Annotated in this window: 21 protein-coding genes and 1 pseudogene; 7 read left to right on the top strand and 15 right to left on the bottom strand. The window is 63.2% G+C overall.

Annotated elements, in window-relative coordinates:
* Positions 1-166 precede the first annotated feature (166 nt).
* Positions 167-1,654 (bottom strand): aldehyde dehydrogenase family protein, encoded by a 1,488-nt coding sequence (locus BM026_RS08830; protein WP_093528124.1) that lies wholly within the window; start codon positions 1,652-1,654, stop codon positions 167-169.
* A gap of 236 nt (positions 1,655-1,890) precedes the next feature.
* Here BM026_RS08830 and BM026_RS08825 point away from each other — a divergent pair, with 236 nt between their 5' ends.
* Positions 1,891-3,060, top strand: a complete 1,170-nt coding sequence (locus BM026_RS08825; RefSeq protein WP_093513024.1) for a p-hydroxyphenylacetate 3-hydroxylase oxygenase component — start codon at positions 1,891-1,893, stop codon at positions 3,058-3,060.
* A gap of 57 nt (positions 3,061-3,117) precedes the next feature.
* Positions 3,118-3,597 (top strand): annotated as a pseudogene (locus BM026_RS08820) (flavin reductase family protein); the annotation flags it as partial.
* 32 nt (positions 3,598-3,629) lie between these two features.
* Here BM026_RS08820 and BM026_RS08815 read toward each other — a convergent pair.
* On the bottom strand, positions 3,630-4,952 hold the full coding sequence (locus tag BM026_RS08815) for an alginate export family protein (RefSeq protein WP_093528121.1): 1,323 nt from the start codon (positions 4,950-4,952) through the stop codon (positions 3,630-3,632).
* Between the two features lie 217 nt (positions 4,953-5,169).
* Between BM026_RS08815 and BM026_RS08810 the strand changes: the two genes are divergently transcribed.
* From BM026_RS08810 to feaR, 3 genes are all read left to right on the top strand, one after another.
* A complete protein-coding gene (locus BM026_RS08810) occupies positions 5,170-6,669 on the top strand; it encodes an APC family permease (RefSeq protein WP_092244502.1) in 1,500 nt (499 codons plus the stop codon).
* Positions 6,632-7,198 (top strand): DUF3156 family protein, encoded by a 567-nt coding sequence (locus BM026_RS08805; protein WP_093124466.1) that lies wholly within the window; start codon positions 6,632-6,634, stop codon positions 7,196-7,198. The genes BM026_RS08810 and BM026_RS08805 overlap by 38 nt, the downstream gene beginning before the upstream one ends.
* A 113-nt stretch (positions 7,199-7,311) precedes the next feature.
* On the top strand, positions 7,312-8,253 hold the full coding sequence (feaR, locus tag BM026_RS08800; RefSeq protein ID WP_092244508.1) for a transcriptional regulator FeaR: 942 nt from the start codon (positions 7,312-7,314) through the stop codon (positions 8,251-8,253).
* Between the two features lie 134 nt (positions 8,254-8,387).
* On the opposite strand, the gene BM026_RS08795 is transcribed toward feaR, so the two are convergent.
* The 3 genes from BM026_RS08795 to BM026_RS08785 are packed head-to-tail and all read right to left on the bottom strand — an operon-like array spanning position 8,388 to position 10,917.
* Complete coding sequence (locus BM026_RS08795) at positions 8,388-9,209, bottom strand: molybdenum cofactor biosynthesis F family protein (RefSeq protein ID WP_093528118.1); 822 nt, start codon at positions 9,207-9,209, stop codon at positions 8,388-8,390.
* A 13-nt stretch (positions 9,210-9,222) separates the two neighbouring features.
* Positions 9,223-9,588 carry a cupin domain-containing protein gene (locus BM026_RS08790; protein ID WP_093124459.1) on the bottom strand — a complete coding sequence of 122 codons (366 nt, stop codon included), beginning with the start codon at positions 9,586-9,588 and terminating at the stop codon, positions 9,223-9,225.
* A 30-nt stretch (positions 9,589-9,618) separates the two neighbouring features.
* Positions 9,619-10,917: an NAD(P)/FAD-dependent oxidoreductase gene (locus tag BM026_RS08785; RefSeq protein ID WP_093124456.1), complete on the bottom strand. Its 1,299-nt coding sequence runs from the start codon at positions 10,915-10,917 to the stop codon at positions 9,619-9,621.
* A gap of 207 nt (positions 10,918-11,124) precedes the next feature.
* Here BM026_RS08785 and hpaR point away from each other — a divergent pair, with 207 nt between their 5' ends.
* Positions 11,125-11,547 (top strand): homoprotocatechuate degradation operon regulator HpaR, encoded by a 423-nt coding sequence (gene hpaR / locus BM026_RS08780; RefSeq protein WP_092244522.1) that lies wholly within the window; start codon positions 11,125-11,127, stop codon positions 11,545-11,547.
* 123 nt (positions 11,548-11,670) lie between these two features.
* On the opposite strand, the gene hpaI is transcribed toward hpaR, so the two are convergent.
* The 8 genes from hpaI to BM026_RS08740 are packed head-to-tail and all read right to left on the bottom strand — an operon-like array spanning position 11,671 to position 18,865.
* Complete coding sequence (gene hpaI, locus BM026_RS08775) at positions 11,671-12,471, bottom strand: 4-hydroxy-2-oxoheptanedioate aldolase (RefSeq protein WP_093528115.1); 801 nt, start codon at positions 12,469-12,471, stop codon at positions 11,671-11,673.
* Positions 12,472-12,487: 16 nt separating this feature from the next.
* Entirely contained in the window at positions 12,488-13,291 is an 804-nt protein-coding gene (gene hpaH / locus BM026_RS08770) for a 2-oxo-hept-4-ene-1,7-dioate hydratase (RefSeq protein WP_092244528.1), read from the bottom strand.
* Between the two features lie 11 nt (positions 13,292-13,302).
* Positions 13,303-14,607, bottom strand: coding sequence for an MFS transporter (locus tag BM026_RS08765; protein WP_092244531.1), 1,305 nt, complete (start codon positions 14,605-14,607; stop codon positions 13,303-13,305).
* A 46-nt stretch (positions 14,608-14,653) separates the two neighbouring features.
* Positions 14,654-15,046 carry a tautomerase family protein gene (locus BM026_RS08760; protein WP_092244535.1) on the bottom strand — a complete coding sequence of 131 codons (393 nt, stop codon included), beginning with the start codon at positions 15,044-15,046 and terminating at the stop codon, positions 14,654-14,656.
* A 15-nt stretch (positions 15,047-15,061) separates the two neighbouring features.
* Positions 15,062-15,919 (bottom strand): 3,4-dihydroxyphenylacetate 2,3-dioxygenase, encoded by an 858-nt coding sequence (gene hpaD / locus BM026_RS08755; protein WP_092244538.1) that lies wholly within the window; start codon positions 15,917-15,919, stop codon positions 15,062-15,064.
* 47 nt (positions 15,920-15,966) lie between these two features.
* Complete coding sequence (gene hpaE, locus BM026_RS08750) at positions 15,967-17,427, bottom strand: 5-carboxymethyl-2-hydroxymuconate semialdehyde dehydrogenase (protein WP_093124948.1); 1,461 nt, start codon at positions 17,425-17,427, stop codon at positions 15,967-15,969.
* Positions 17,428-17,432: 5 nt separating this feature from the next.
* Positions 17,433-18,203 (bottom strand): fumarylacetoacetate hydrolase family protein, encoded by a 771-nt coding sequence (locus tag BM026_RS08745; protein ID WP_092244541.1) that lies wholly within the window; start codon positions 18,201-18,203, stop codon positions 17,433-17,435.
* A complete protein-coding gene (locus BM026_RS08740; protein ID WP_093528111.1) occupies positions 18,200-18,865 on the bottom strand; it encodes a fumarylacetoacetate hydrolase family protein in 666 nt (221 codons plus the stop codon). Before BM026_RS08740 ends, BM026_RS08745 begins: the two co-directional genes overlap by 4 nt.
* A gap of 128 nt (positions 18,866-18,993) precedes the next feature.
* On the opposite strand from BM026_RS08740, the gene hpaA reads away from it, so the two are divergent.
* Positions 18,994-19,854, top strand: coding sequence for a 4-hydroxyphenylacetate catabolism regulatory protein HpaA (gene hpaA / locus BM026_RS08735; RefSeq protein ID WP_093528108.1), 861 nt, complete (start codon positions 18,994-18,996; stop codon positions 19,852-19,854).
* On the opposite strand, the gene BM026_RS08730 is transcribed toward hpaA, so the two are convergent.
* Positions 19,781-21,232 carry an efflux transporter outer membrane subunit gene (locus BM026_RS08730; RefSeq protein ID WP_093528105.1) on the bottom strand — a complete coding sequence of 484 codons (1,452 nt, stop codon included), beginning with the start codon at positions 21,230-21,232 and terminating at the stop codon, positions 19,781-19,783. The genes hpaA and BM026_RS08730 overlap by 74 nt on opposite strands.
* Positions 21,232-22,023: a helix-turn-helix transcriptional regulator gene (locus BM026_RS08725; RefSeq protein ID WP_093513005.1), complete on the bottom strand. Its 792-nt coding sequence runs from the start codon at positions 22,021-22,023 to the stop codon at positions 21,232-21,234. The genes BM026_RS08730 and BM026_RS08725 overlap by 1 nt, the downstream gene beginning before the upstream one ends.
* Positions 22,024-22,094 lie beyond the last annotated feature (71 nt).

Here is a 22,094-nt window from a genome sequence, read left to right as displayed (position 1 = left end):
CCTCGATGATCCCGATATGTTGCGGGATGTTGAACCGCCGGATTGAACAATTGCTTTGGTGGGTTTTCTGTGGCGAGCGGGCTTGCCACAGTTGCAGTGTCCGCCCCAATTGGGAGGGTATCAGCCAGATATGGCCGGTTTTCAAAGGCCTTGAAAGAGCTGACCCTCAGTACCGAATCATCACCGACTTGAGCTCGGTGTAATCCTCGATGAATGCACTGCCAAACTCCCGGCCAACCCCCGAAGACCGACTGCCCCCAAACGGCACGGCCGGGTCGAGCAGTGTGTGCATATTCACCCACAATGTGCCGGCCTTGATCGCCGGCACCATGCGCAGGGCCTTGCCCAAGTCGTTGGTCCACAGGCTGGCGCTGAGGCCGTAGGGGCCGTTGTTCATCAGCGCGAGCAGCTCGTCTTCACTGTCGTAGGGCAGGAAGGTCGCGATGGGGCCGAAGGTTTCTTCGTTGAGCAGGGTGTCGTTGATGCTGTTGGCGAGGATCACCGTGGGCTCGACGTAGCAGCCGGGGCGGTCGATGAGTTTGCCGCCGTGGATGATCCGGTTGTTTTCGGCGCGGGCCTGGCTGAAATAGCCGAGCAGCTTGAGTTGGTGCTGATGGTGGGTGACCGGACCGAATTCGGTGCTTTCGTCCAGCGGCGAACCGATGGTGAGGCGGCTGAGGCGCTGGCTGAGTGTGTCCAGCACCGCGTCGATCTGCGAACGGTGCACGAAGAAACGTTCGGCCGCTGCGCAGATTTGCCCGGCGTGCAAAAAGCCGGCTTCGATGATGCCGTCCACCGCCTTGTCCACCTCCACGTCGCGCAGGAACCCGGCGGCGTTCTTGCCGCCCAGTTCCAGGGTCGCACGGGTGAGGCCGGCGCCCATGGCACTGCGGCCCACGGCGATGCCGGTGGGCACCGAACCGGTGAAGGACACCTTGTGCGTGCCGGGGTGTTCCACCAGGCCTTTGCCGACATGGCCGCCGCCTGTCAACACGTTGAGCACACCCGCCGGCAACCCCGCTTCGATGGCCAGCTCGGCGATGCGCAGGATCGTCAGCGGCGTGAATTCGCTGGGCTTGATGATAATGCTGCAGCCGGTCACCAGTGCCGAGGCGAGTTTCCAGATGGCGATCATGGTCGAGAAATTCCACGGCACGATGCCCACCACCACGCCCACCGGTTCGCGCAGGGTGAACGCGGTGTAGCGTTCGCCATTGAACGAAGGCAGCGACGGGGTGAGCGTCTGGCCGCTGATCTTGGTCGCCCAGCCTGCGTAGTAACGCAGGAAGTGCGCCGCCTGGTCGACCTCGAACGCGCGGGCAATCTGGATGATCTTGCCGGACTGACAGGTCTCGATCTGCGCCAGTTCTTCGCGGTTGCGCTCCAGCAGGTCGGCGAGTTTGTGCAGCACATTGCCGCGTGTCGCCGGCGCAGCCTGGGACCACAGTTCAAAGCCCCGGTTGGCGGAGTCCACCGCTGCATCGATATCCGCCAGGTCGGCCTCCGCCACGTGGGCGATCACTTCACCGGTGGCCGGGTTGGTCACCGCCAGCGTCTGGCTGGAATGGCCGTGGACGTTGACGCCGTCGATGAACAGCCCATGGGGGCGACGTAAAAACGCTTCGACGTGAGGCAACAGCGGGATATCACTCATGGCGGGTTCCTGGGAGTTCACAAAAGAAAACCCGAGGGTATCCAAGCCGCCCGCGCCTGGCTTGACTGTGCCTGCCAGGCGTCATGCCTGTGGCTGCCGCGCCTGTGAAAAGTACAACCTTGCCTGTGGAACGTGCATTTTCCACGCGCCCGACCCGTTCGATACTGGCCCTGCATCCAGCGCTGCTCCTCGACTTGGAGCGGCTGCCGGACTTCCAATAATAAGCAGGGCCGTCCATGAAAAAGCCAAATCCGCTCCTCGAAGACCTCAAGCCCCTCCTGCCCCAGATTGCGGCAAATGCCACGCGTGCCGAACAGCAACGCCAGGTGCCGGATGAGAACATCGCCTTGCTCAAAAGCATCGGCCTGCACCGTGCCTTTCAACCCAAGGCCTTTGGTGGCCTGGAACTGTCGCTGCCCGAGTTCGCCGACTGCATCGCCTTGCTCGCCGGCAGCTGTGCCAGCACCGCCTGGGCCATGAGCCTGCTGTGCACCCACAGCCACCAACTGGCGCTGTTTTCGGCCCGGTTGCAGCAGGAAATCTGGGGCGAAAACCCGGATGCCACCGCCAGCAGCAGTATTGCGCCGTTCGGGCGCGTGGTGGAGGGCGAAGGCGGTGTGCACTTCAGCGGTGAAATGGGCTGGAGCAGTGGCTGTGACCATGGCGAGTGGGCGATTGTCGGCTGCCGCCGACAGAACGCCGAAGGCACCCAGGATTACTGCTTTGCCGTGCTGCCGCGCAGTGACTACCAGATCCGCGATGACTGGTTCGCCGCCGGCATGAAGGGCAGCGGCACCAAGACCCTGGTCATCGACAATGCCTGGGTGCCCGAGCACCGGATCCAGAAGGCCAAGGACATGATGGAGGGCAAGTCCGCAGGTTTTGGCCTCTACCCCGATAGCCAGATTTTCTACGCGCCGTACCGGCCGTATTTCGCCAGTGGTTTTTCCACCGTCAGCCTTGGCGTGGCCGAGCGCATGCTGGAGGTGTTCCGCGAAAAAACCAAAACTCGCGTGCGCGCCTACACCGGTGCCGCCGTGGGCGCGGCAACGCCGGCGTTGATGCGCCTGGCCGAGTCCACCCACCAGGTGGCCGCTGCCCGTGCGTTCCTTGAAAAGACCTGGCAGGACCACGCCGAACACAGCGCCGCCCAGCGTTACCCGAGCCGCGAAACCCTGGCCTTCTGGCGTACCAACCAGGCCTACGCCACCAAGATGTGCATCGAGGCAGTGGACCGCCTGTTCGCCGCCGCCGGTGGCAATGCCTGGTTCGAACACAACGAAATGCAGCGCCTGTTCCGTGATTCCCATATGACCGGCGCCCATGCTTACACCGACTACGACGTCTGCGCGCAGATCCTCGGCCGTGAGCTGATGGGCCTGGAGCCGGACCCGAGCATGGTGTGACCCGTTCTTCCACTACAACAATCAGGGCGTCCGTTCGAGGGCGCCCGGGAGTCTTGCATGCCTGACAACAGCCTTTTCGACCCACGGGCCTTTCGTCGCGCCCTGGGCAACTTCGCCACTGGCGTGACCGTGGTCACCGCCGCCACCGCGTCCGGGCGCAAGGTGGGCGTGACCGCCAACAGTTTCAACTCGGTGTCCCTCGACCCGCCACTGGTGCTGTGGAGCATCGATAAACGCTCCAACAGCCACGAAGTGTTCGAGGAGGCCAGTCACTTCGCAGTGAATGTGCTGGCGGCGGATCAGGTGCACCTGTCCAACAACTTTGCGCGCCCGCGTGAAGACCGCTTCGCCCTGATCGAGTACGAACCGGGGGAGGGCGGTTCACCGGTGTTCGCCGATTGTTCGGCACGGTTCCACTGCGAAAAATACCAGCAGGTGGACGGTGGCGACCACTGGATCATGATCGGCAAGGTGGTGGCCTTCGATGATTTCGGGCGTGCGCCGCTGTTGTATCACCAGGGCGCCTATGCCGAGGTCCAGGCGCTGCGTCCCTGCGCGCCCGAGACGGTTCAGAACGGTACGGCGACCACCAACTGACTGTAGACATTGGTGCCGTTGCCACCGACCTGGTTGCCACCGGTCTCTGCATCCTTGTCGGGTGTGTAGAGACCCAGCAGCGGCGTGATGATCAGGTGCTCGTTCACCGCCCACTCGGCGTACAGGTCCAGCTCGCGACCGTCCAGGTTCAACTGGCCACGGGTGCTGACGGTCTTGTAGTCGAAGAACAGCGCACCCAGGGTGAGGTTCTCCAGCGGCTTGACCTTGAGCGCCAGGTGTTGCACGGAGGTGTTGGTGTTGTACGGGCCGGAGTAGTTGCCCGCCACTTCGCCCTGCACCCAGGTGCCGTAGCCACGGTTCAAACCGGCGAACATCGCATCCCAGTTCTTTGAATAGCGTGCGTAGCGGTAGGTCAGGTCCGGCGACCAGGGCAGGTCGGCGAAGGTGTAGCCGCCTTCGGCGTAGCCGGCATTTTCCTGGCTGTCGCGGCGGTCCTGGCGCGCCAGTTCAAAGGCGAAGTGCGCGTTGTCGATACCGGCATTGCCGGCGCCGCGCAGGCTGTACAGGTTCATGCCTTTGCGCTGGCGCTGCACGTCGCTGGCGAAGCGCTCGTCCACATCGATCCCATGAATATACGTGAGCCCCAGGGTGCCCGGCGCGGCGCTGTACTCCAGGGTGCCGGCGGCCATTTCGGTCATGGCCTGGGCGGGGTTGTCGGACTTGATCCACATCAGGCTGCCATGCACGCCGTCCTTGCCGCCGAGGCGGATCACCGCGGTCTTGTCGAAGGCATGGCGCGCGGCGATGTAGTAGGCGCCACCACGATTGAACTCGCCATCGCCCACGCCCTTGCCGAGATTGGGGCCATCGTCGTTGATCAGGAAACCGTCGCCCAGCATGATGATCTGCCGACCGAACGACAGGTCCACGCCGTCCTTGCCCAAGGCCGGGAACAGCTCGCCCGAGCGCCAGCCGGCGAAGGCTTCATCGAACTTGGTGGTGCGCTCCTTGCCTGTGGTGACCCCGGAGGCATCGCCATCGCCCCAGGTGCCGGAACTCACCAGGTTGGCCGTGCCATACACGCCACCAAAGCGGCCCAGGCTCTGGTCGACGCTCAGGCCGTACTTGATGAAGGCTTCGCGCCAAGTGGAACCGCCGCTGCGCCCATCGTAGTTCTTCGGGCTGTTGAACATCCCGTACACGGCGAGGAAGTTGCCGGTGACGTGGGTGTCGGCATCGGCGTACAGCTCGACCGCCTGGGCCTGGCCCACCAGCAACGCAATCCCCAGGCCGACCGCCTGGCGCAGGCCGCGATTTTTCAGTGTGTGCTCCATTGTCATTGTCCCCAGCTTGGTTAAGAGTGAGGGCGCATTAGGGCGAGTGACGGGGGCCTGAGTCTTTTCTCTGCGTGCCAGGGAATTGACCCTGGCCGCCACGCCGCCCGCTGTGGCAGGGAGCAACAAAAGCGGCGGCAGACAGGGGCAAGACGAGCAATTGGAGTGGGGCGCAGAGTACCGACACATTAAAAAAACCGTCTTCGAGGACCCCACCATGTCGATCAACGACCGACTCACCGCGCACCTCAACCGGGGCACGGTAGGTTTCCCCACCGCCTTGGCCAGCACCATTGGCCTGATCATGGCCAGCCCGGTGATTCTCACCGCCACCATGGGGTTTGGCATCGGCGGCAGTGCGTTCGCCCTGGCAATGCTGATCGCCGTGGTGATGATGCTGGCCCAGGCCACCACCTTTGCCGAGGCGGCGTCGATCCTGCCCACCACCGGCTCGGTGTACGACTACATCAATTGCGGCATGGGGCGGTTTTTCGCGATTACCGGCACCTTGTCGGCGTACCTGATCGTGCATGTATTTGCCGGCACCGCCGAAACCATCCTGTCCGGGGTCATGGCCCTGGTGAACTTCGAGCATCTCAACACCCTGGCGGAATCGGCGGGTGGCTCGTGGTTGCTCGGCGTGGGCTTTGTGATCGTCTTTGGCGTGCTGAACGCGTTTGGCGTCAGTGCTTTTGGCCGAGCGGAAATCATCCTCACCTTCGGCATGTGGATCACCCTGATGGTGTTCGGCGTGCTCGGCTTGATCGCCGCGCCCGCCGTGCAGTTGGACGGCTGGTTCGGCGAGTCGCTGGTAGGCACCGACCTGATCACCGTGCTGTCGCTGGTGGGCATGGCGATGTTCATGTTTGTCGGTTGCGAGTTCGTCACGCCCCTGGCGCCGGACCTGCGCCAATCGGCCAAGGTGATGCCGCGCGCAATGATGCTGGGGCTGATGGGCGTGGCCACCTGCATGTTCATCTATGGTGGGGCGATGAAACGCCAGGTGGAAAACGTGGTGCTCGACGCCACGTCAGGCGTGCACCTGCTGGACACGCCCATGGCCATCCCCAGGTTCGCCGAGCAGGTGATGGGGCAGATCGGCCCGCTGTGGCTGGGCATCGGTTTTCTGTTTGCCGGCGCGGCCACCATCAACACCCTGATGGCCGGTGTGCCACGGATCCTCTACGGCATGGCGGTGGACGGCGCGTTGCCCAAGGTTTTCACCTACCTGCACCCACGCTTCAAGACGCCGCTGCTGTGCATCCTGGTGGCGATGCTGATTCCCTGCCTGCACGCGTTGTACCTGGGGGGCAACACCGACAACATCATGCACCTGGTGCTGGCGGCGGTGTGTGCGTGGAGCTTTGCCTATCTGCTGGTGACGATCTCGGTGGTGAGCCTGCGTATCCGTCGGCCGGACTTGCCACGGGCCTACCGTTCGCCGTGGTTTCCGCTGCCGCAGATCGTGTCGAGCATCGGGATCCTGCTGGGCATGTGGTTCATCACGCCTCCGGGCATGAACCCGGCAGACATCTATGTGCCGTTTGGCGTGATGCTGGCGGGCACGGCGGCGTATGCGCTGTTCTGGACCCTGGTGGTGCAGAAGGTCAACCCCTTCAAGCCGGCCTCCGTGGAGGAAGTATTGGCAAAGGAGTTCAGTAACCAACCGGAGCAGGCTGATGACGGTTATGGCGACTTTGCGGCAAAGACTGTTTGAGCTGTGGCGTGCCGATCGTGCGCCATCGGGATATCGACCGGGGGTGACCCTGGCGCACCTGCGGCGCAACCTTGGGCTGGCAACGCTTGAAGTGGACGGCGTGGGGTTCGAGATTGTCGAGCGCACCGAATCGCAATGGTTGATGCATCTGGTGCTGACCGAGTTTGTCCTGTGCGTACCGGCAGCAACGGGGGGCACGGCGAGCTTCGCGGTGCACCATGGCGGCGCGATCCGGCGCCATGGAATTCGCGTGCGGCGCTGTGCCGGCAACCAGGCGCTGGGGCGTGAGTTGCAGGCACGCTTGCTGGCCGACGAGGCCTTGTTCCAGGCGCTGATGCCGCTGGATTTCAAGCGTCTGCGCATCGAGCTGCACGACCGGCAATGGTGCGTGCGCCTGGAGCATATGGGGGGCAGCGAGGTGGTCAATCGTCTGCCAGCGTTTCGACGTTATATCGTCCTGAGCCCGGTGCAGCGCAGTCATTTGCTCGCGGCGTTGGTCGGGTTGAATCGGGTGTTGTCGAACCTCTGATTGGCATCATTAGTGCTTGCGCAATGGGTACACAGGTTGTTGTTGCGTGCATATAGATAACATGTTAACTATTGCATCAGAACAACAAAAAGAAGCCATTGCGGAGACACCCCATGAGCATCCCACAGCATGCACACGACGGGCTGGACACTTGGAACCGCGAGCTGCGCGCGGCGTGCGGTTATTTCGAGACGGAACTGGCGTTCAACCGCTCGCTGTTCATCGGCGAGATCCGAGACTTGCCGCGCGGCGTGGCCATCCTGCGCACCAATGCCGGGCTGATCAAACGCCCGGCGCACCACGCCGACCATGACAACGACCAGGACTGTTTCCTGGTCAGCCAGCGCAGCGGCTATTCGCAGATCGCGCAGAACGGCCAGACCCTGCACCTGGCGCCTGGCGAGATGTTGTTGATGGACTCGGTGGGCTCCATCGAAATCACCCCCTTCGGTTTGATCGAACACGCCTCGTTGTCACTCTCGCGCCCGCAGGTGTGCAAGCACCTGGGCGGCGACGCACGGGCTTTCGCCAAGATCTCCTCGACCAAAGCCTGCGGACGCATGCTGCATGTGCTGATGGATCAACTGTGCAAGGACGACACCGCAGACGGCGCGGGTGAAGTGGAGGCGCTGCAAACGGCCTTCGTGTCACTGCTGGGTTCGGCCCTGGAGCAGGGCGACGAGTGTCGCGAGGGCCTGGCAGCGTTGCAGGGCAGTAACCTGCGCAGCTATGTGCAGAAGGTCATCGATGAATCCCTGAGCCAGCCGGGGCTCAGCCCGATCGGTCTGGCCAACCGGCTGAATATCTCGGTGCGCCACCTGTACCGTCTGTTCGAAGAACAGGACGACAGCGTGTGCCGCTACATCCAGCGTGCGCGGCTCAAGCGCAGCGCGGATGACCTGACCAACCCGTGCCTGCGCAGCGAGTCGATCACCTCGATTGCCTATAAGTGGGGCTTTACCGACTCGGCGCACTTCAGCCGGTCGTTCAAGAAGCAGTTCGAGGTGTCGCCGAAGGATTTCCGCTCAAGCCGGATGCAGGCGGTGGGGGCATAAACGGGATCTTCAAAACAAAGGAGATCAAATGTGGGAGGGGGCTTGCCCCCGATAGCGGTGGTTCAGCCAAGCCTGTGGTGACTGACACACTGTTATCGGGGCAAGCCCCCTCCCACATTTAGACCGTGCGCGGCTCAGTCTTCGGGGTACTCCGTGCGGTTGAGCACCTGGCAATACGAGCTGATGGGGAAGTTCGACAGCGCATCGAAGGATGCACCGGCATAGCCGAAAATCTTGCCGTCGCTGCGGTGCTGCTGCAGGTCGATCAGCACCAGGCCGAGGGTCGGTACGATCTTCTCCTGCCACACGAACAGGTACAGCTGGTCGGCGATCTTGTAGTAATGGCAGCGGTCGGTGTCGCACAGGCCTTGCTCCACGCCTTTGAGGCATTGCCAGGCGTAGAAGCGCTCGTTGAGGTAGATGTGCTCGTAGACTTCGCTGGGGCTGTAGCGGTATTGGTTGCGCAGGCCCACCAGTTCGGCGGTGGGCGCATGCAGGCAGTGGCCGGCCTGCCACGGGCGGTCGAGGCTGCCGTGGAGGAAGTCGACCTCCACCGAGCTCAGCGGCTTGCCGGCCAGGGCGCGGTGGTAGAGGCCTTCGTGGGTCTGGGCCTGATCCGGCAGGCGCCCGATCACGGCAGTGAACGAGGCGTTCGGTGTGTCCAGCACCAGGCTGATCGACCAGCTAGGCCCGGCCTCGTGCTTGATGAAGTCCACCAGGTACAGGCCCGGGCGAATCGAGGTGGCGCGGTAAGGCGCGTTGCCGCTGGAGTGGCCATCGGTGGCGTGCCAGGCCAGGCGTTCCTGCTCGAAACGATGCTCGATCTGCCAGCCATTGGCGAAGTACAAGGTGAAGGCCTGGCCCGCCAGCTCGGCCAGGTTGGGCAGGATAAAGGCGTCCGGGGCGAAACCGTCAGCCAGTGCGCCTACGGTGATCCAGTCGGGAGAACTTGTCATGCCAACCCCTCCCTTACACGACGGCGAAGTAATGTTTGACGAAGCTTTCGCTGAGCACTTCCCACAACACCGGCGTGCCCTTGGTCACGAACCAGCTGTCACCGGCCTTGTAGCGCGTGGACTGGCCGGTGGATTCGTCGGTGAGCAGCACTTCGCCGGTGACCACCGTGGCCTGCTCGGCGAACGGGTAGACCATGCGGAACTTGCCCTGGGTGGTGCCGAAGTAAGCGCTGCTGACCGGGTCGGTGGGCGCGCCGAAGGTCATCTTGCCGAAAGCACGCACTTGGCCTTCGAGGATCTCGGAGCCGAGGTCGGCCACGGTGCCCCAAGGGTCGAGTTCCGAGAGTTGGACGTTATGCTTGAGGGTGGTAAGGGGCATGGCAGTTCTCCAGTTGAGTAAATAATGCGGTTAGCGGCGCCCGTTCCAGTAACCGGAAAGCTGGTGCCAGGATTTGCCCGCCGTCAGCAGCAAGGGGCGGATCGCGTCCTTTCCGATGATGGTCGGGCGATGAATCGAGCTGACCAGGTCGTAGCGCGCCGAGCCTTCGCTCATGCCTTCGGCCAGGACCTTGCAGATGATGTGGCTCGGGGTCACGCCAAAACCGGAATAGCCCTGCACGAAAAACGCGTTGCTGCGCCCCGGCAAGGTGCCGATCTGCGGGAACAGGTTGGGGCTGCACGCCATGGGGCCGCCCCAGGCCAGGTCGATTTTCACGTCCTTGAGGTAGGGGAAAATCTTCAGCATCAGTCGACGGTTCCAGGCCTTGAGGTCACCGGGAATATGCTCTACCAAGGGTGTGGCCGCGCCGAACAACAGGCGGTTTTCCTGGGTGACGCGGTAGTAATCGATCACCGGGCGAATATCGCTGTAGGCCCCGCGAATCGGGCTGATGCGCTGGATAAGCTCCTCTGACAACGGCTCGGTCATCATCTGGAACGCGTAGGTGTTGATGGTCGAACGGTGCAGCTCCGGCTCCAGCTTGTTGAGGAAACTGTCGCAGGCCCACAGCAGCTTGCTCGCGCGCACCGAGCCACGGCCGGTGCGCACGGTGATGCGTTCGCCGTAGCTGACTTCCAGCGCCGGGCTGTTCTCGAAAATCCGCACGCCATGACCGGCCAGCGCGGTGGCTTCGCCCAGCAGCAGGTTGAGCGAATGCACATGTCCGCCGCCCATGTGCAGCAGGGCACTGCTGTAGGCCTTGGAGCCGATGATCTGTTGCACGTCGGCGCCGCCGAGAAAGCGGATTTCGTGCTGGCTGTTGATCGACTTGAAGTCCTTTTCCCAGGCGCGCAGGGTTTTTTCCTGGCGGGCATTGAAGCCCATGTAGCCGTAGCCGTGGCAGAAGTCTGCGTCGATGTTGTACTTGGCGATGCGGTTCTTGATGATGTCTGCGCCCAGGTCGCTGATCTCGAACACCTGGCGCAGGCCGTCTTCGCCCACGTCCTTCTTGATCTTCTCCAGGTCATGGCCGATACCGGCCATGATCTGCCCGCCGTTGCGGCCGGTGCCGCCGAACCCCAGGTAGCGCGCTTCAAGCACCACGATGTTGGTGATGCCTTTTTCCGCCAGTTCCAGGGCCGTGTTGATGCCGGAAAAACCGCCGCCGATCACCACCACGTCGGCGTCGATGTCCTGTTCCAGGGTGGGGAAGCTAAGGTTGTATTTCTTGGTGGCGGTGTAATACGTAGGGGTTTCGATGTTGATCATGGCGCAGCCTGAAAAAGTGAAGGAAGGCTCTGAAGCGGATGCCTCCATTAGGGGCCATGGCAGGATGGAAGTCTTGACCCTGCGTGCCCAGGCATTTGATTCAGCGCGCCATGGGCGGTGCGCTCGACAAGTTATAGCGCGCTCGCCGGCAGGGAATGTTAGAGTTTCGTTAAATTATTAACTAAATACTTCGTGACCCTGATCCCTATGTCCAAACCTCGACAATCCCTGACCCTGGCCTTGCTGCAAGCCCGCGAAGCCGCCATGAGTTTTTTCCGTCCGTCCCTGAATGAACACGGCCTGACCGAACAGCAATGGCGGATCATCCGCATCCTCGAGCAATACGGTGAACTGGAGATTTACCAGTTGGCGGAACTGGCCTGCATCCTCAAGCCGAGTATGACCGGCGTGCTGGTGCGCATGGAAACCGCCGGCATGGTGCACCGGCGCAAGGCCGAGCAGGACCAGCGCCGGGTACTGGTGACGTTGGCTGACAAGGGCAAGGCCAGCTTCGAGTCGATGAGCCAGTGCATGGAGGCCAACTACCAGCGGTTGCAGGATCAGTTTGGCGAAGAGAAGTTGCAGACCCTGCTGGGTCTGCTGGATGACTTGAAGAACATCAACCGCTGAGGTAACAGCTGAGTCCCCACCGAGCAAAATGTGGGAGGGGCTTGCCCCCGATGGCGGTGTGTCAGTCACCAGATGTTTGGCTGAACCACTGCTATCGGGGCCAGCCCCCTCCCACATAAGATCTCAGTAGACGCCACTACTGTGGCCGGCCGTGGGCGTGCCTTTGAATTTCCCCGCCAGCGCCTGCAACCCACGCATCAATACAGTGGTATCCACGCCCACCGCGACAAAGGTCGCGCCCAGCTCAATGTAGCGCCGCGCCAGGTTTTCATCTGCGCTGAGTATCCCCGCCGCCTTGCCCGACTGCACGATGCGTGTGATCGCATCCTCGATCGCCGCCTGCACATCCGCATGCCCGGGATTGCCCCGGTGCCCCAGCGACGCACTCAAATCCGCCGGGCCGATAAACACACCGTCCACGCCCTCGACGGCGGCAATTTCATCCAGGTTCGCCAGGCCTTCGCGGTTTTCGATCTGCACCAGCAGACACATCTGTTCATCCGCCCGGTCGAGGTAACCGGCAATGCTGTTCCAGCGCGAAGCACGCGCCAGGGCACTGCCCACACCGCGCAGGCCCTGGGGCGGGTACCGCATGGCACGCACCAGGTCACGAGCCTGGGCGGCGCTTTCCACCATGGGCACCAGCAGCGTCTGGGCGCCGATATCCAGCAGTTGCTTGATCAATGCACTGTCGCCGATGACCGGGCGGATCAGTGCCTGGCTGGCGTAGGGCGCGATGGCCTGCAACTGGCCGAGCATGCCGTGCAGGTGATTGGGCGCGTGTTCGCCGTCGATCAGCAGCCAGTCGAAACCGGCATTGGCGGCCAACTCTGCGCAATAGGCGTCGGCCAGGCCGAGCCACAGGCCAATTTGCACCTCGCCACTGTGCAAGCGTTGTTTGAAGCGGTTGATGGGCAGGTCCATGGCAATCCTCCAGGGTTCAGATGAAGCGGCAGGCAATCGACCCAAGCAGGTCGTAGTCGACATGGAACGTATCGCCAGGGCGGGCCGCGACCGGTCGGGTGAAGGAGCCGCCGAGGATCACTTGCCCCGGCAGCAGGGTCACGTCATACGGCGCCAGTTTGTTCGCCAGCCAGGCCACGCCTTTGGCCGGGTGGTTGAGCACCGCCGCCGACACGCCGGACTCTTCGATCACGCCATTGCGGTACAGCACCGCCGGCACCTTGCGCAGGTCGATCTCGGTCGGCCGCACGGCACGGCCACCCAGCACCACGCCGGCGTTGGCGGCGTTGTCGGAGATGGTGTCGAACACCTTGCGCGTCGCGTTGGTCTGCGGGTCTACCTGCTGGATGCGCGCGTCGATGATCTCCAACGCGGGGATCACCCACTCGGTGGCGTCGAGCACATCGAACACCGTGCAGTTGGGCCCCTTGAGCGGTTTGCCGAGGATAAACGCCAGCTCCACTTCCACTCGCGGCACGATGAAGCGTTCGAAGGGAATGTCGCTGCCTTCGTCGAAAAACATGTCATCGAGCAGGGCGCCGTAGTCGGGCTCGGTGATGTTCGACGAGACCTGCATGGCCCGTGAGGTGAGACCGATCTTGTGGCCTTTGAGAGTGCGCCCGCCCTTGATCTTCAGTGCGACCCAGGCGCGCTGGATGGTGTAGGCATCTTCGATCGTGATATTCGGATAGTCGAGGGAAAACTGGCGCACTTGTTCGCGGCTGCGTTCGGCGCGGTCCAGGCGGAGGGCGGCATCAAGGATCTGCTGGGAGTCGAGCATGGCAACGGTCTCTAGTCTGGGTTGACGATGGCGGCGTGGGTGCGCAGCACCAGCAGGCCGCCGAGGGCGATGAACAAGGCAAGTACGTACAGCGCCAGGCTGGCGCTCTGGGTGGCGTCGCGCATCCAGCCGATCAGGTACGGCGCGAGGAACGCGGCGACGCTGCCGAAGGAGCTGATCATGGCAATGCCGGCGGCCTGGGTGGTGGTGGATAGATACGCCGGTGGCAGTTGCCAGAACATCGGCAGGGCGGCACTGGCGCCCATGCCGGCAACCACCAGCCCGCCCATCACCAACAGCGGATTGCCCGGCGCCAGGCCGGCCACGGCGATCCCGACCGCCGCCATCAGCAGTGGCACGCACAGGTGCCAGCGGCGTTCGCGATGGCGGTCGGAGGAACGCCCGCAGCCAATCATGAAGAAGCACCCGGCCAGGTAGGGCACGGCGCTGAGCAGGCCGACCTGGCTGTCGCGGCCGATGCCGGCGCCGTGGATCAGGGTGGGCATCCAGAACGCCAGGGTGTTCACTGCCAGCATCACGGCGAAGTACACCGCTACCAGTAGCCATACCTGCGGGTCGCGCAGGATGGCGCCGAACGAGGTGATGGTCTTGCGCTGTTCCTCGCTGCGCAGTTGGTCGCGCAACTGGTGTTTTTGCTCGGCGGTCAGCCAGTGCACCGCGTCGAAGCCGTCCGGCAGCCACTTGAGCACCACCAGCCCCAGCAGCACCACGGGCAGGCCTTCGATCAGGAACATCCACTGCCAGCCACGCATCCCGCCGACATCGTGGAAGTGTTCGAGGATCGCCCCGGACAACGGCCCGCCCAACACCCCGGCCATGGGCACCGCGATGGCGAACAACGCGGTGACCTGGCCGCGGCGGCGAGCCGGGTACCAGCGGTTGAGAAACACCAGGATGCCCGGGAAAAAACCGGCCTCGGCCACCCCCAGCAAAAAGCGCAGCACATAGAAACCACGGGCGCTCTCCACCCACAGCATGCCGGTGGACAACAGGCCCCACACCACCATCAGGCTGGCGATCCAGCGCCTGGGGCCGACGCGGTCCAGGGCCATGTTGCTCGGCACGCCGAACAGCGCATAGGCGATGAAAAACAGCCCGGCGCCGAAGCCGTAGACCGTGTCGCTGAACTGCAGGTCGCTGCTCATCTGCATCTTGGCGAAGCCGATATTGATGCGGTCCAAGTGGGCGAACAGGTAACACACCAGCAACAGCGGCAGCAGGCGCCACGTCACTGAACGATGGGTACGGTCGTGCTCGGCCAGCACGCGGCTGGCGGTGGAGTGGGCTGTGCTCATGATGTTGTACTTTTTGTCTGAGAGGCCGTGAGGAGAGCAGCGGGTTTTACCCCGCCGGGTTGTTCAGGAACGCATGCACATTGTTCTGCTTGAAATTGAGTTGCGGGTGCAGCTCGACCATCTCGAATGACAGCGCCAGCAAACGTTGCGCCTGCAACTCGGCAAAGTGCGCGGTGATCACCGCGAACACCGTTTCGGCCACTGCCTGGCGCGTGGCCAGGTCGCGGCCATGGCCGACCTTGAGGGTCATGTGCACAAAGGCGTAGTCGTGCTTGCCATCGGCCATGCGCCAGGTGTCCAGGCGTACGCCACGGCTGCGAATACCCCCGAGGGGGAACACGCCACTGTCGCCCAGCACGCGGTGGATTTTTTCAAACAGACCGGGCAGGTCGGCCTGTGGTTCGAGGTTGTCGGTGTACTCGGCGATAAAGTGCGGCATGGGGTGCTCCCGGTTCTACAGGGGGAAAATCGCATTGACCTGGCCGGTGCCCGAACTGCCGAACGGCGGCGTGATGATCTCGGCGGGCCTGGCGTAATCCGGCCCACCGAGCAGCCCCAGGAGCATCGCGGTGTCGTGCATCTTGCCTTCGCCGAAGCAGTGCTCGGCGTAGTCCGGCAGCATCGCGCAGAACTCCTTGAAGCGGCCCTGCTTCCACATCTCCACTACGTGCAGGTCCACTTGCTTGTCGAACTCGCGGGTCCAGGTGTGGATATTCGCCTCCGCCTGGCGGTCGTCCGAGAAACGGTGCGACAAGGAGCCTGAGGCCAGCACCAGCACCTTGCGGTCACTCTTTTCAATTGCCCGGCGTACGGCGGCACCGAATGCGAAGCTGTCTTCGAGGCGGTGCCAGGCGCACCAGGCGGCGATGGAAATGACCTTGAATTTCTCATCCTCCGGCACGTCCATGTGCATGTAGCGCATGGGCACCAGCGTGCCGTATTCCAGCTCCAGGCTCGGGATGTCATGGGCCATGCTGCGCACGCCGGCCAGGTTGGCCTCGGCGGCGATCAACGCGCCCAGCTCGGGGCAGCCGGGGTAGGCGTATTCCATGTTCTTGATGAAGTGCGGCAGCTCGTTGCTGGTGTAGGTGCCCTGGAACCGCTCGCCGCAATTGACGTGGTAACCGCTGTTGACCAGCCAGTGCACGTCGAACACCACCGCCGTGTCGGCGCCCAATTCGCGGGCGCGCCGGCCGATCTCCTTGTGACCGGCAATCGCCGCTTCGCGACAGCCGTGATGCTTGCCGGGCAGTTCCGACAGGTACATCGACGGCACGTGGCAGATCTTCGCTGCCAGGACCACTTCGCCCATGATGATTCTCCAGGTTCATTATTGTTGTTGGAGCGCCTTGGCGGGGGTTAAACACCCCAACGCGGAATGTGATGGCTGCCCATGGAAATGCACACGTTCTTGATCTCGGCAAACACTTCGAAGCTGTACTGGCCGCCTTCACGCCCGGTGCCGGAACCTTTCACCCCGCCAAATGGCTGGCGCAGGTCGCGCACGTTCTGGCTGTTGATAAATACCATGCCGGCTTCGATCCCGCGCGCCAGGCGATGGGCCTTGCCGATGTCCTGGGTCCAGATGTAGGAGGCCAGGCCGTACTCGGTGTCGTTGGCCAGTTGCAGGGCCTCGGCTTCGTCCTTGAAGGGGATCAGGCACACCACCGGGCCGAAGATTTCTTCCTGGGCAATGCGCATCCGGTTGTTCACATCGGCAAACACGGTCGGCTGGATGAACTGGCCTTTGCTCAGGTGCGCCGGCAGGTTGGCCGGGCGTTCCAGGCCGCCGGCGAGCAGGGTGGCGCCTTCCTCGATACCGATCCTGATATAGCCGGTGACCTTGTCGTAGTGGGCCTGGGTGATCATCGAGCCGACCTGGGTCTTCGGATCCTGCGGGTCACCGACGATCAAGCGTTTGGCGCGGGCGGCGAATTCGGCGACAAACTGCGGGTAGACGCTTTCCTGGATAAAGATGCGGCTGCCGGCGGTGCAACGTTCGCCATTCAGGGAGAAGATGGTGAACAGCGCCGCATCAAGGGCGCGCTCAAGCTCGGCATCCTCGAAGATCAGCACCGGCGACTTGCCACCCAGTTCCATGGAGTATTTTTTCAGGCCGGCGGTCTGCATGATCTTCTTGCCGGTAGCGGTGCCACCGGTGAACGAAATGGCACGCACATCCGGGTGCCGCACCAGCGCGTCACCGGCGGTGGCGCCGTAGCCCTGGATCACGTTGAGCACGCCGTTGGGAATCCCGGCTTCCACCGCCAGGCGCCCCAGTTCATTGGCGGTCAGCGGCGACAGCTCCGACATCTTCAACACCGCCGTATTACCCAACGCCAGGCACGGCGCGGTCTTCCAGGTGGCGGTCATGAACGGCACGTTCCACGGCGACACCAACCCGCACACGCCCACCGGCTGGTACAGGGTGTAGTTGAGCATCTGATCGTCCACCGGGTAGCTGTGGCCATCCATGCGCGTGCAGACTTCGGCGAAGAAATCGAAGTTGTGCGAGGCGCGGGGGATCAACACGTTCCTGGTCTGGTGGATCGGCAGGCCGGTGTCGAGGGTTTCCAGTTCGGCCAGGTGCGGCACGTTCTGTTCGATCAGTTCGCCGAGCTTGCGCATCAGGCGTGCGCGTTCCCTGGCCGGGGTGTTGGCCCACTTCGGGAATGCCGCTTTGGCGGCCGCTACGGCCTGGGCCACTTCCTCGGCACCGCCGCTGGCGACTTCGCCAATCGCCTCGCCGGTGGCCGGGTTGTAGTTGATGAAGGTGTCTTTGCTTTCGACCTCACGGCCATTGATCCAGTGTTTGATCATGCTGCTCACGCCTCTTTCCGGGCGGAGAAAAACTCCGCCTCGCTGACAATCCGGTTGACCAGGCGGCCCACGCCTTCGACTTCCACCACCACTTCATCGCCGGGCACCACGTCGGCCAGGCCTTCGGGCGTGCCGGTGGCGATCATGTCGCCGGGTTGCAGGGTCATGAAACTGGACAGGTATTCGATGAGGTACGGGATGTCGAAAATCATGTCGCGGGTGCTGCCTTCCTGGCGCAGTTCACCGTTGATCCAGGTGCGCAGGGTCAGGTTGCCCGGGTCGGGCACATCGGCCACATCGACGATCCACGGGCCGACCGGGGTGGTGGCATCGCGGTTTTTCACGCGCAGGTTGGGGCGGTAGTAGTTTTCCAGGTAGTCGCGGATCGCATAGTCGTTGCACACGGTGTAGCCGGCCAGGTAGTCCAGGGCGTCGGCGCGCTTGACGTTGCGCGCGGTCTTGCCGATCACCGCCACCAGTTCGCACTCGTAGTGCATGTAGGCGACGTCGTCCGGGCGCCAAGTGACCTGGCGGTGGCCGGTGTAGGTGCCGACGGACTTGATGAAGGCCAGGGGTTCGGTGGGTGGGGTGAAGGCCAGTTCAGCCGCGTGGTCGGCGTAGTTCAAGCCCAGGGCGAACATGCTGCCGGTGGCCGGTGGCAGCCATTGCACCTGGTCTTCGGCGAGCAGGCGACCATCGCTCAGGCGCACGGCGTTGTCGGCTTGCACCTGTACGGCGTGCACGTCACCTTCAAAGCGGATACGGGCGTGTTTCATGCTTGAGTCTCCGCTTGAATGTGATTGAGCAGACGGCCCACGCCGTCGATCTCGACTTCTACCCTGTCGCCCGGCAGCACATCCACGCGGCCTTCGGGGGTGCCGGTGATCAGCACATCGCCGGGGAGCAGGGTCATGAATTCGCTGATTTCGGCGAGCAGTTGCGCAATATCGCGCACCCAATTCGCCGTGGTGTTTTCCTGGCGCAGTTCGCCGTTTACCCACAGCTTAAGGCTCAGTTGACCGGGGTTGGCGACTTGGTCCCGAGGGATCAACTGCGGTCCGAGGACACAAAAACCATCGCGGCACTTGGCTTTCACGGCGGGGCGGTAGTAGCTGTCTTCCGGCAGGCTGAATTCATTCACCACCACATAGCCGGCCACATGGGCCATGGCATTTTCCAGGCTGACACGACTGGCGAGCTGGCCGATCACCACGCCTAGAGCGGGGCCGGGTTGCAGGCGCTCACCCTGGGGGTGCAGCACCACGCCACCCTGCTCGTTGCGCGTATTCGGGGTCTTGATAAACAGCACCGGCTTGCTCGGCGGCTTCTGGTAGGGCGCCTGCTGGAAGGCGGCGAGATGCTGGTCCAGCAGGCCCTGGTAGTTCAGCGCAACGCCGAACAGGGTGCCGCTGGCAACATCATGCAGGGTACGGCTCATGCGTTTCTCCTGGCGGTGGCGACTGCTGCATAGGCAGTTCGTTAATGTGTTAACGTTATAATTAATATGTTAACTACCGTCAAGCGTGGCAAAATCAGGCAGCATCAAAACAACAAGAAGAGGGCACCGTGCAGCCGATCCCCAACATCAACATCGGGCAGGTCTACGACCAGCGTTACAGCGATGCCGAGGTGCATTACGACAAGCTCGGCAACCTGGCGGGTTTTTTCGGGCGCAACATGCCCGTGCATCGGCATGACCGGTTTTTCCAGGTGCATTATGTGAAAAGCGGCGCGGTACGGGTGTACCTGGATGACCGCCAGTTCGTGGAGTCCGGGCCGATGTTCTTCCTCACGCCGCCCACGGTGCCCCACGCCTTTGTCACCGAGGCGGATGCCGATGGGCATGTGCTGACCGTGCGCCAGCAGTTGGTGTGGGGATTGATCGACGCCGATCCCAGCCTGGCCTCCGGCGCAGCCTGCGTGGCGCTGAACGCAGGTGACCAAGGCCTGGATCAGCTGTTCGAAGAACTCAACGATGAGATCAACGCCGAGCGGGCAGGGCGCGCCGCCGCATTGGACAGCCTCACGCGCCTGATCATGATTCGCCTGCTGCGCCTATGCGTCCACTCACTGCCCGCGCGCCCGACCCGGCACGAAGACCTGCGCATCTTCCATCGCTTCAATGAACTGATCGAGGCCCACTATCTGGAGCACTGGCCGCTGGCGCGTTACGCCGAGGGGATTGGCGTGACCGAGGCGCGCCTCAATGAGGTGTGCCGGCGCCTGGCCGACCTGCCGTCCAAGCGCCTGATCCTGGAACGTGTGATGCAGGAAGCCAAGCGCCTGTTGCTGTTCACCGGCAGTTCCGCCAACGAGATCTGCTACCAGCTGGGCTTCAAGGACCCGGCGTATTTCAGCCGGTTTTTCCTTCGGTATGCGCGGGTGACGCCGGGGGAGTATCGGCTGCGGCAGTCGGGCTTGCGCTGACGTCCCACGCGCCGCCCAGCGCTGTATACAACTTCACTTCCGCCACCAGTTGCGCCAGGCGGTCGACGATCAACGCCTGTTGCGAGCTGAACAACGTACGTTGCGCATCCAGGAAGGTGAGGTTGCTGTCGACGCCACTGCGGTAGCGATGCTCGGCCAGGTTGTAATACTGCTGGTTGGCCGCGACGAAATCCCGTTGCGCCTCCAACTGGTCGGTATAGGTCTGCCGCGCCGCCAGGCCATCGGCGACTTCCTGGAAGGCGGTCTGGATCGATTTTTCGTACTGCGCCACGCCGATGTCTTTTTGCAGTTTGGCGTAGTCGAGGCTGGCGCGCAGGCTGCCGGCGTTGAAGATCGGCAGGTTGATCTGCGGCTGGAACGTCCAGCTGCCCGAGCCGCCCTTGAACAGCCCCGACAGTTCGGTGCTGGCGCTGCCGGCGTTGGCAGTCAGGCTCACCGACGGGAAAAACGCTGCACGTGCCGCGCCGATATTGGCGTTGGCGGCGCGCAACTGGTATTCGGCCTGGAGGATATCCGGGCGGCGTTGCAGCAAGTCCGAGGGCAGGCCGGCCGGCACGCGGGCCACCAGGTCGGCGGCGAGTGGACGCGACGGCAATTGTTCGTCCACCGGGCCGCCCACCAGCAGGGCGAGGTTGTTGAGGTCCTGGGCGACCTGGCGCTCATAACGGGCCACGCTGGCGCGGGTGCTTTCGACGCTGGTGGTGGCTTGCACCACGTCCAGCGCCGAGGCTTTGCCGGCGGTTTTGCTGCGGCTGGTGAGGCGCAGGCTATGCTCGTTGGCCACCAGGGTTTGCCGCGCCAGGGCCAGCAATTCCTGGTCGGCACGCCAGGTCAGGTAGGCATTGGCGACGTTGGCGACCAGGCTCAATTGAGCACTGCGCCGCGCCTCTTCGGTGCCCAGATAGGAGAGCATGGCCTGTTCGCTGAGGCTGCGGATGCGGCCGAACAGGTCCAGCTCATAGGCGCTGATGCCCAGGGTCGCGGAATAGCTGGAGGTGATGGCGGCCTTGCCGGTGCCGGTCACGTCCCCGGGCACACGCCGACGCTGGCCGGCGCCGGTAGCGGACACCGCCGGGAACAGATCGGCACGCTGGATACGGTACTGCGCCTGGAACGCCTCGACGTTCAACGCAGCCACGCGCAAGTCGCGGTTATTGACCAGCGCATCGCCAATCAACCCTTGCAGCGCCGGGTCGTGGAACAGCTGCTGCCAGTCCGATGTGCCGGACTGCGCCAGCGCATACACGCCAGCCTGGGGATACTGCGCAGGCACGGGCGCCGCAGGCCGGTGGTAGTCCGGGATCAGCGAACAGCCGCCAAGCATCCAGGCCATCGCAAAGGTACTCAATTTATGCATCAGGCGCCCACCATCCACTTGGCCAGACCGTGCCTTCCACTCACGCCCAACTTGGCGGCGGCGCGCTTGAGGTAGGTTTCGATGGAGCTGTTCTTCACGCTGAGTTTCTCCGCGATCTGCGGCACGGTGCCGCCGGTCAGCAAGCCGAGGCACACCTCTTGCTCGCGCGCCGACAAGGTGATGTCGCCCAGGGACAGGCGCTTGTAGAACTCACGTTGCAATTGCGATTGCTCCAGCAACGTGTGGGCCGGTTCGACCTCGGTGTGCGGTGCCTGGCGCAGGCTCTGGGCGTGGCACTCGATCAACGGCAGCAGGGTGTCCGACAGGCACTTGAGAAACGACAACTCGGCCAGGGAAAACCCGCGCTGGGTCGGCGGGCGATAAAACGAAATCACACAGCGCCGGTTGCCCTGGCGCGACACCAGATTGCACTGGTGTGAGGTGTCACGCGGGTCTGTGCTGTTGGCCTTGGCTTTCAACTGGATCAGCAGCGGGTCCTGCATGCCGAGCATTTCGCGCAACAGCGGATGGTCGTCCATGGAGTTCAGGGCCAGGGGCGGCAGGTCCTGCGTCTGGCCGGCGCTGCCCAGCAGCTTGATATCGAGCACACGGTCGCGTAGCTCGTCGAGGGTCCATTCGCTCAGATCCACCAGGTGGATCGGCACCCACTTGTCCACCAGGTGCAGCATGTGGGCGGCAAAGCCCGGGTGGCCACTGCTGGCAATCAACTCGCCCATTTCGGCGTAGAAATGGGGGCTTTGGGTGTTGGCAATACTGCTGGTCAAACTCATAGCCTTCTCATCCTTGATATCGAAAACCGTGTACAGACCCTCTGGGCCTCTGCGGGGCGATCCGTTGCTCA

The organism is Pseudomonas sp. NFPP24 (genome assembly GCF_900112095.1).
Taxonomy (GTDB): Bacteria; Pseudomonadota; Gammaproteobacteria; order Pseudomonadales; family Pseudomonadaceae; genus Aquipseudomonas; species Aquipseudomonas extremorientalis.
Note: the sequence above shows the minus strand (reverse complement) of the source record. Positions and strands in the feature narration are given on the sequence as shown.

Excerpts from the sequence above, each read along its gene's own strand:
- BM026_RS08810 (WP_092244502.1), top strand. The coding sequence starts at position 5,170 with ATGTCGATCAACGACCGACTCACCGCGCACCTCAACCGGGGCACGGTA.
- BM026_RS08815 (WP_093528121.1), bottom strand. The coding sequence starts at position 4,952 with ATGGAGCACACACTGAAAAATCGCGGCCTGCGCCAGGCGGTCGGCCTG.
- feaR (WP_092244508.1), top strand. The coding sequence starts at position 7,312 with ATGAGCATCCCACAGCATGCACACGACGGGCTGGACACTTGGAACCGC.
- hpaD (WP_092244538.1), bottom strand. The coding sequence starts at position 15,919 with ATGGGCGAAGTGGTCCTGGCAGCGAAGATCTGCCACGTGCCGTCGATG.
- hpaH (WP_092244528.1), bottom strand. The coding sequence starts at position 13,291 with ATGCTCGACTCCCAGCAGATCCTTGATGCCGCCCTCCGCCTGGACCGC.
- BM026_RS08825 (WP_093513024.1), top strand. The coding sequence starts at position 1,891 with ATGAAAAAGCCAAATCCGCTCCTCGAAGACCTCAAGCCCCTCCTGCCC.
- BM026_RS08795 (WP_093528118.1), bottom strand. The coding sequence starts at position 9,209 with ATGACAAGTTCTCCCGACTGGATCACCGTAGGCGCACTGGCTGACGGT.
- BM026_RS08805 (WP_093124466.1), top strand. The coding sequence starts at position 6,632 with ATGACGGTTATGGCGACTTTGCGGCAAAGACTGTTTGAGCTGTGGCGT.
- BM026_RS08725 (WP_093513005.1), bottom strand. The coding sequence starts at position 22,023 with ATGAGTTTGACCAGCAGTATTGCCAACACCCAAAGCCCCCATTTCTAC.
- BM026_RS08790 (WP_093124459.1), bottom strand. The coding sequence starts at position 9,588 with ATGCCCCTTACCACCCTCAAGCATAACGTCCAACTCTCGGAACTCGAC.
- hpaR (WP_092244522.1), top strand. The coding sequence starts at position 11,125 with ATGTCCAAACCTCGACAATCCCTGACCCTGGCCTTGCTGCAAGCCCGC.
- BM026_RS08730 (WP_093528105.1), bottom strand. The coding sequence starts at position 21,232 with ATGCATAAATTGAGTACCTTTGCGATGGCCTGGATGCTTGGCGGCTGT.
- hpaE (WP_093124948.1), bottom strand. The coding sequence starts at position 17,427 with ATGATCAAACACTGGATCAATGGCCGTGAGGTCGAAAGCAAAGACACC.
- hpaI (WP_093528115.1), bottom strand. The coding sequence starts at position 12,471 with ATGGACCTGCCCATCAACCGCTTCAAACAACGCTTGCACAGTGGCGAG.
- BM026_RS08765 (WP_092244531.1), bottom strand. The coding sequence starts at position 14,607 with ATGAGCACAGCCCACTCCACCGCCAGCCGCGTGCTGGCCGAGCACGAC.
- BM026_RS08760 (WP_092244535.1), bottom strand. The coding sequence starts at position 15,046 with ATGCCGCACTTTATCGCCGAGTACACCGACAACCTCGAACCACAGGCC.
- BM026_RS08740 (WP_093528111.1), bottom strand. The coding sequence starts at position 18,865 with ATGAGCCGTACCCTGCATGATGTTGCCAGCGGCACCCTGTTCGGCGTT.
- BM026_RS08745 (WP_092244541.1), bottom strand. The coding sequence starts at position 18,203 with ATGAAACACGCCCGTATCCGCTTTGAAGGTGACGTGCACGCCGTACAG.
- BM026_RS08830 (WP_093528124.1), bottom strand. The coding sequence starts at position 1,654 with ATGAGTGATATCCCGCTGTTGCCTCACGTCGAAGCGTTTTTACGTCGC.
- BM026_RS08785 (WP_093124456.1), bottom strand. The coding sequence starts at position 10,917 with ATGATCAACATCGAAACCCCTACGTATTACACCGCCACCAAGAAATAC.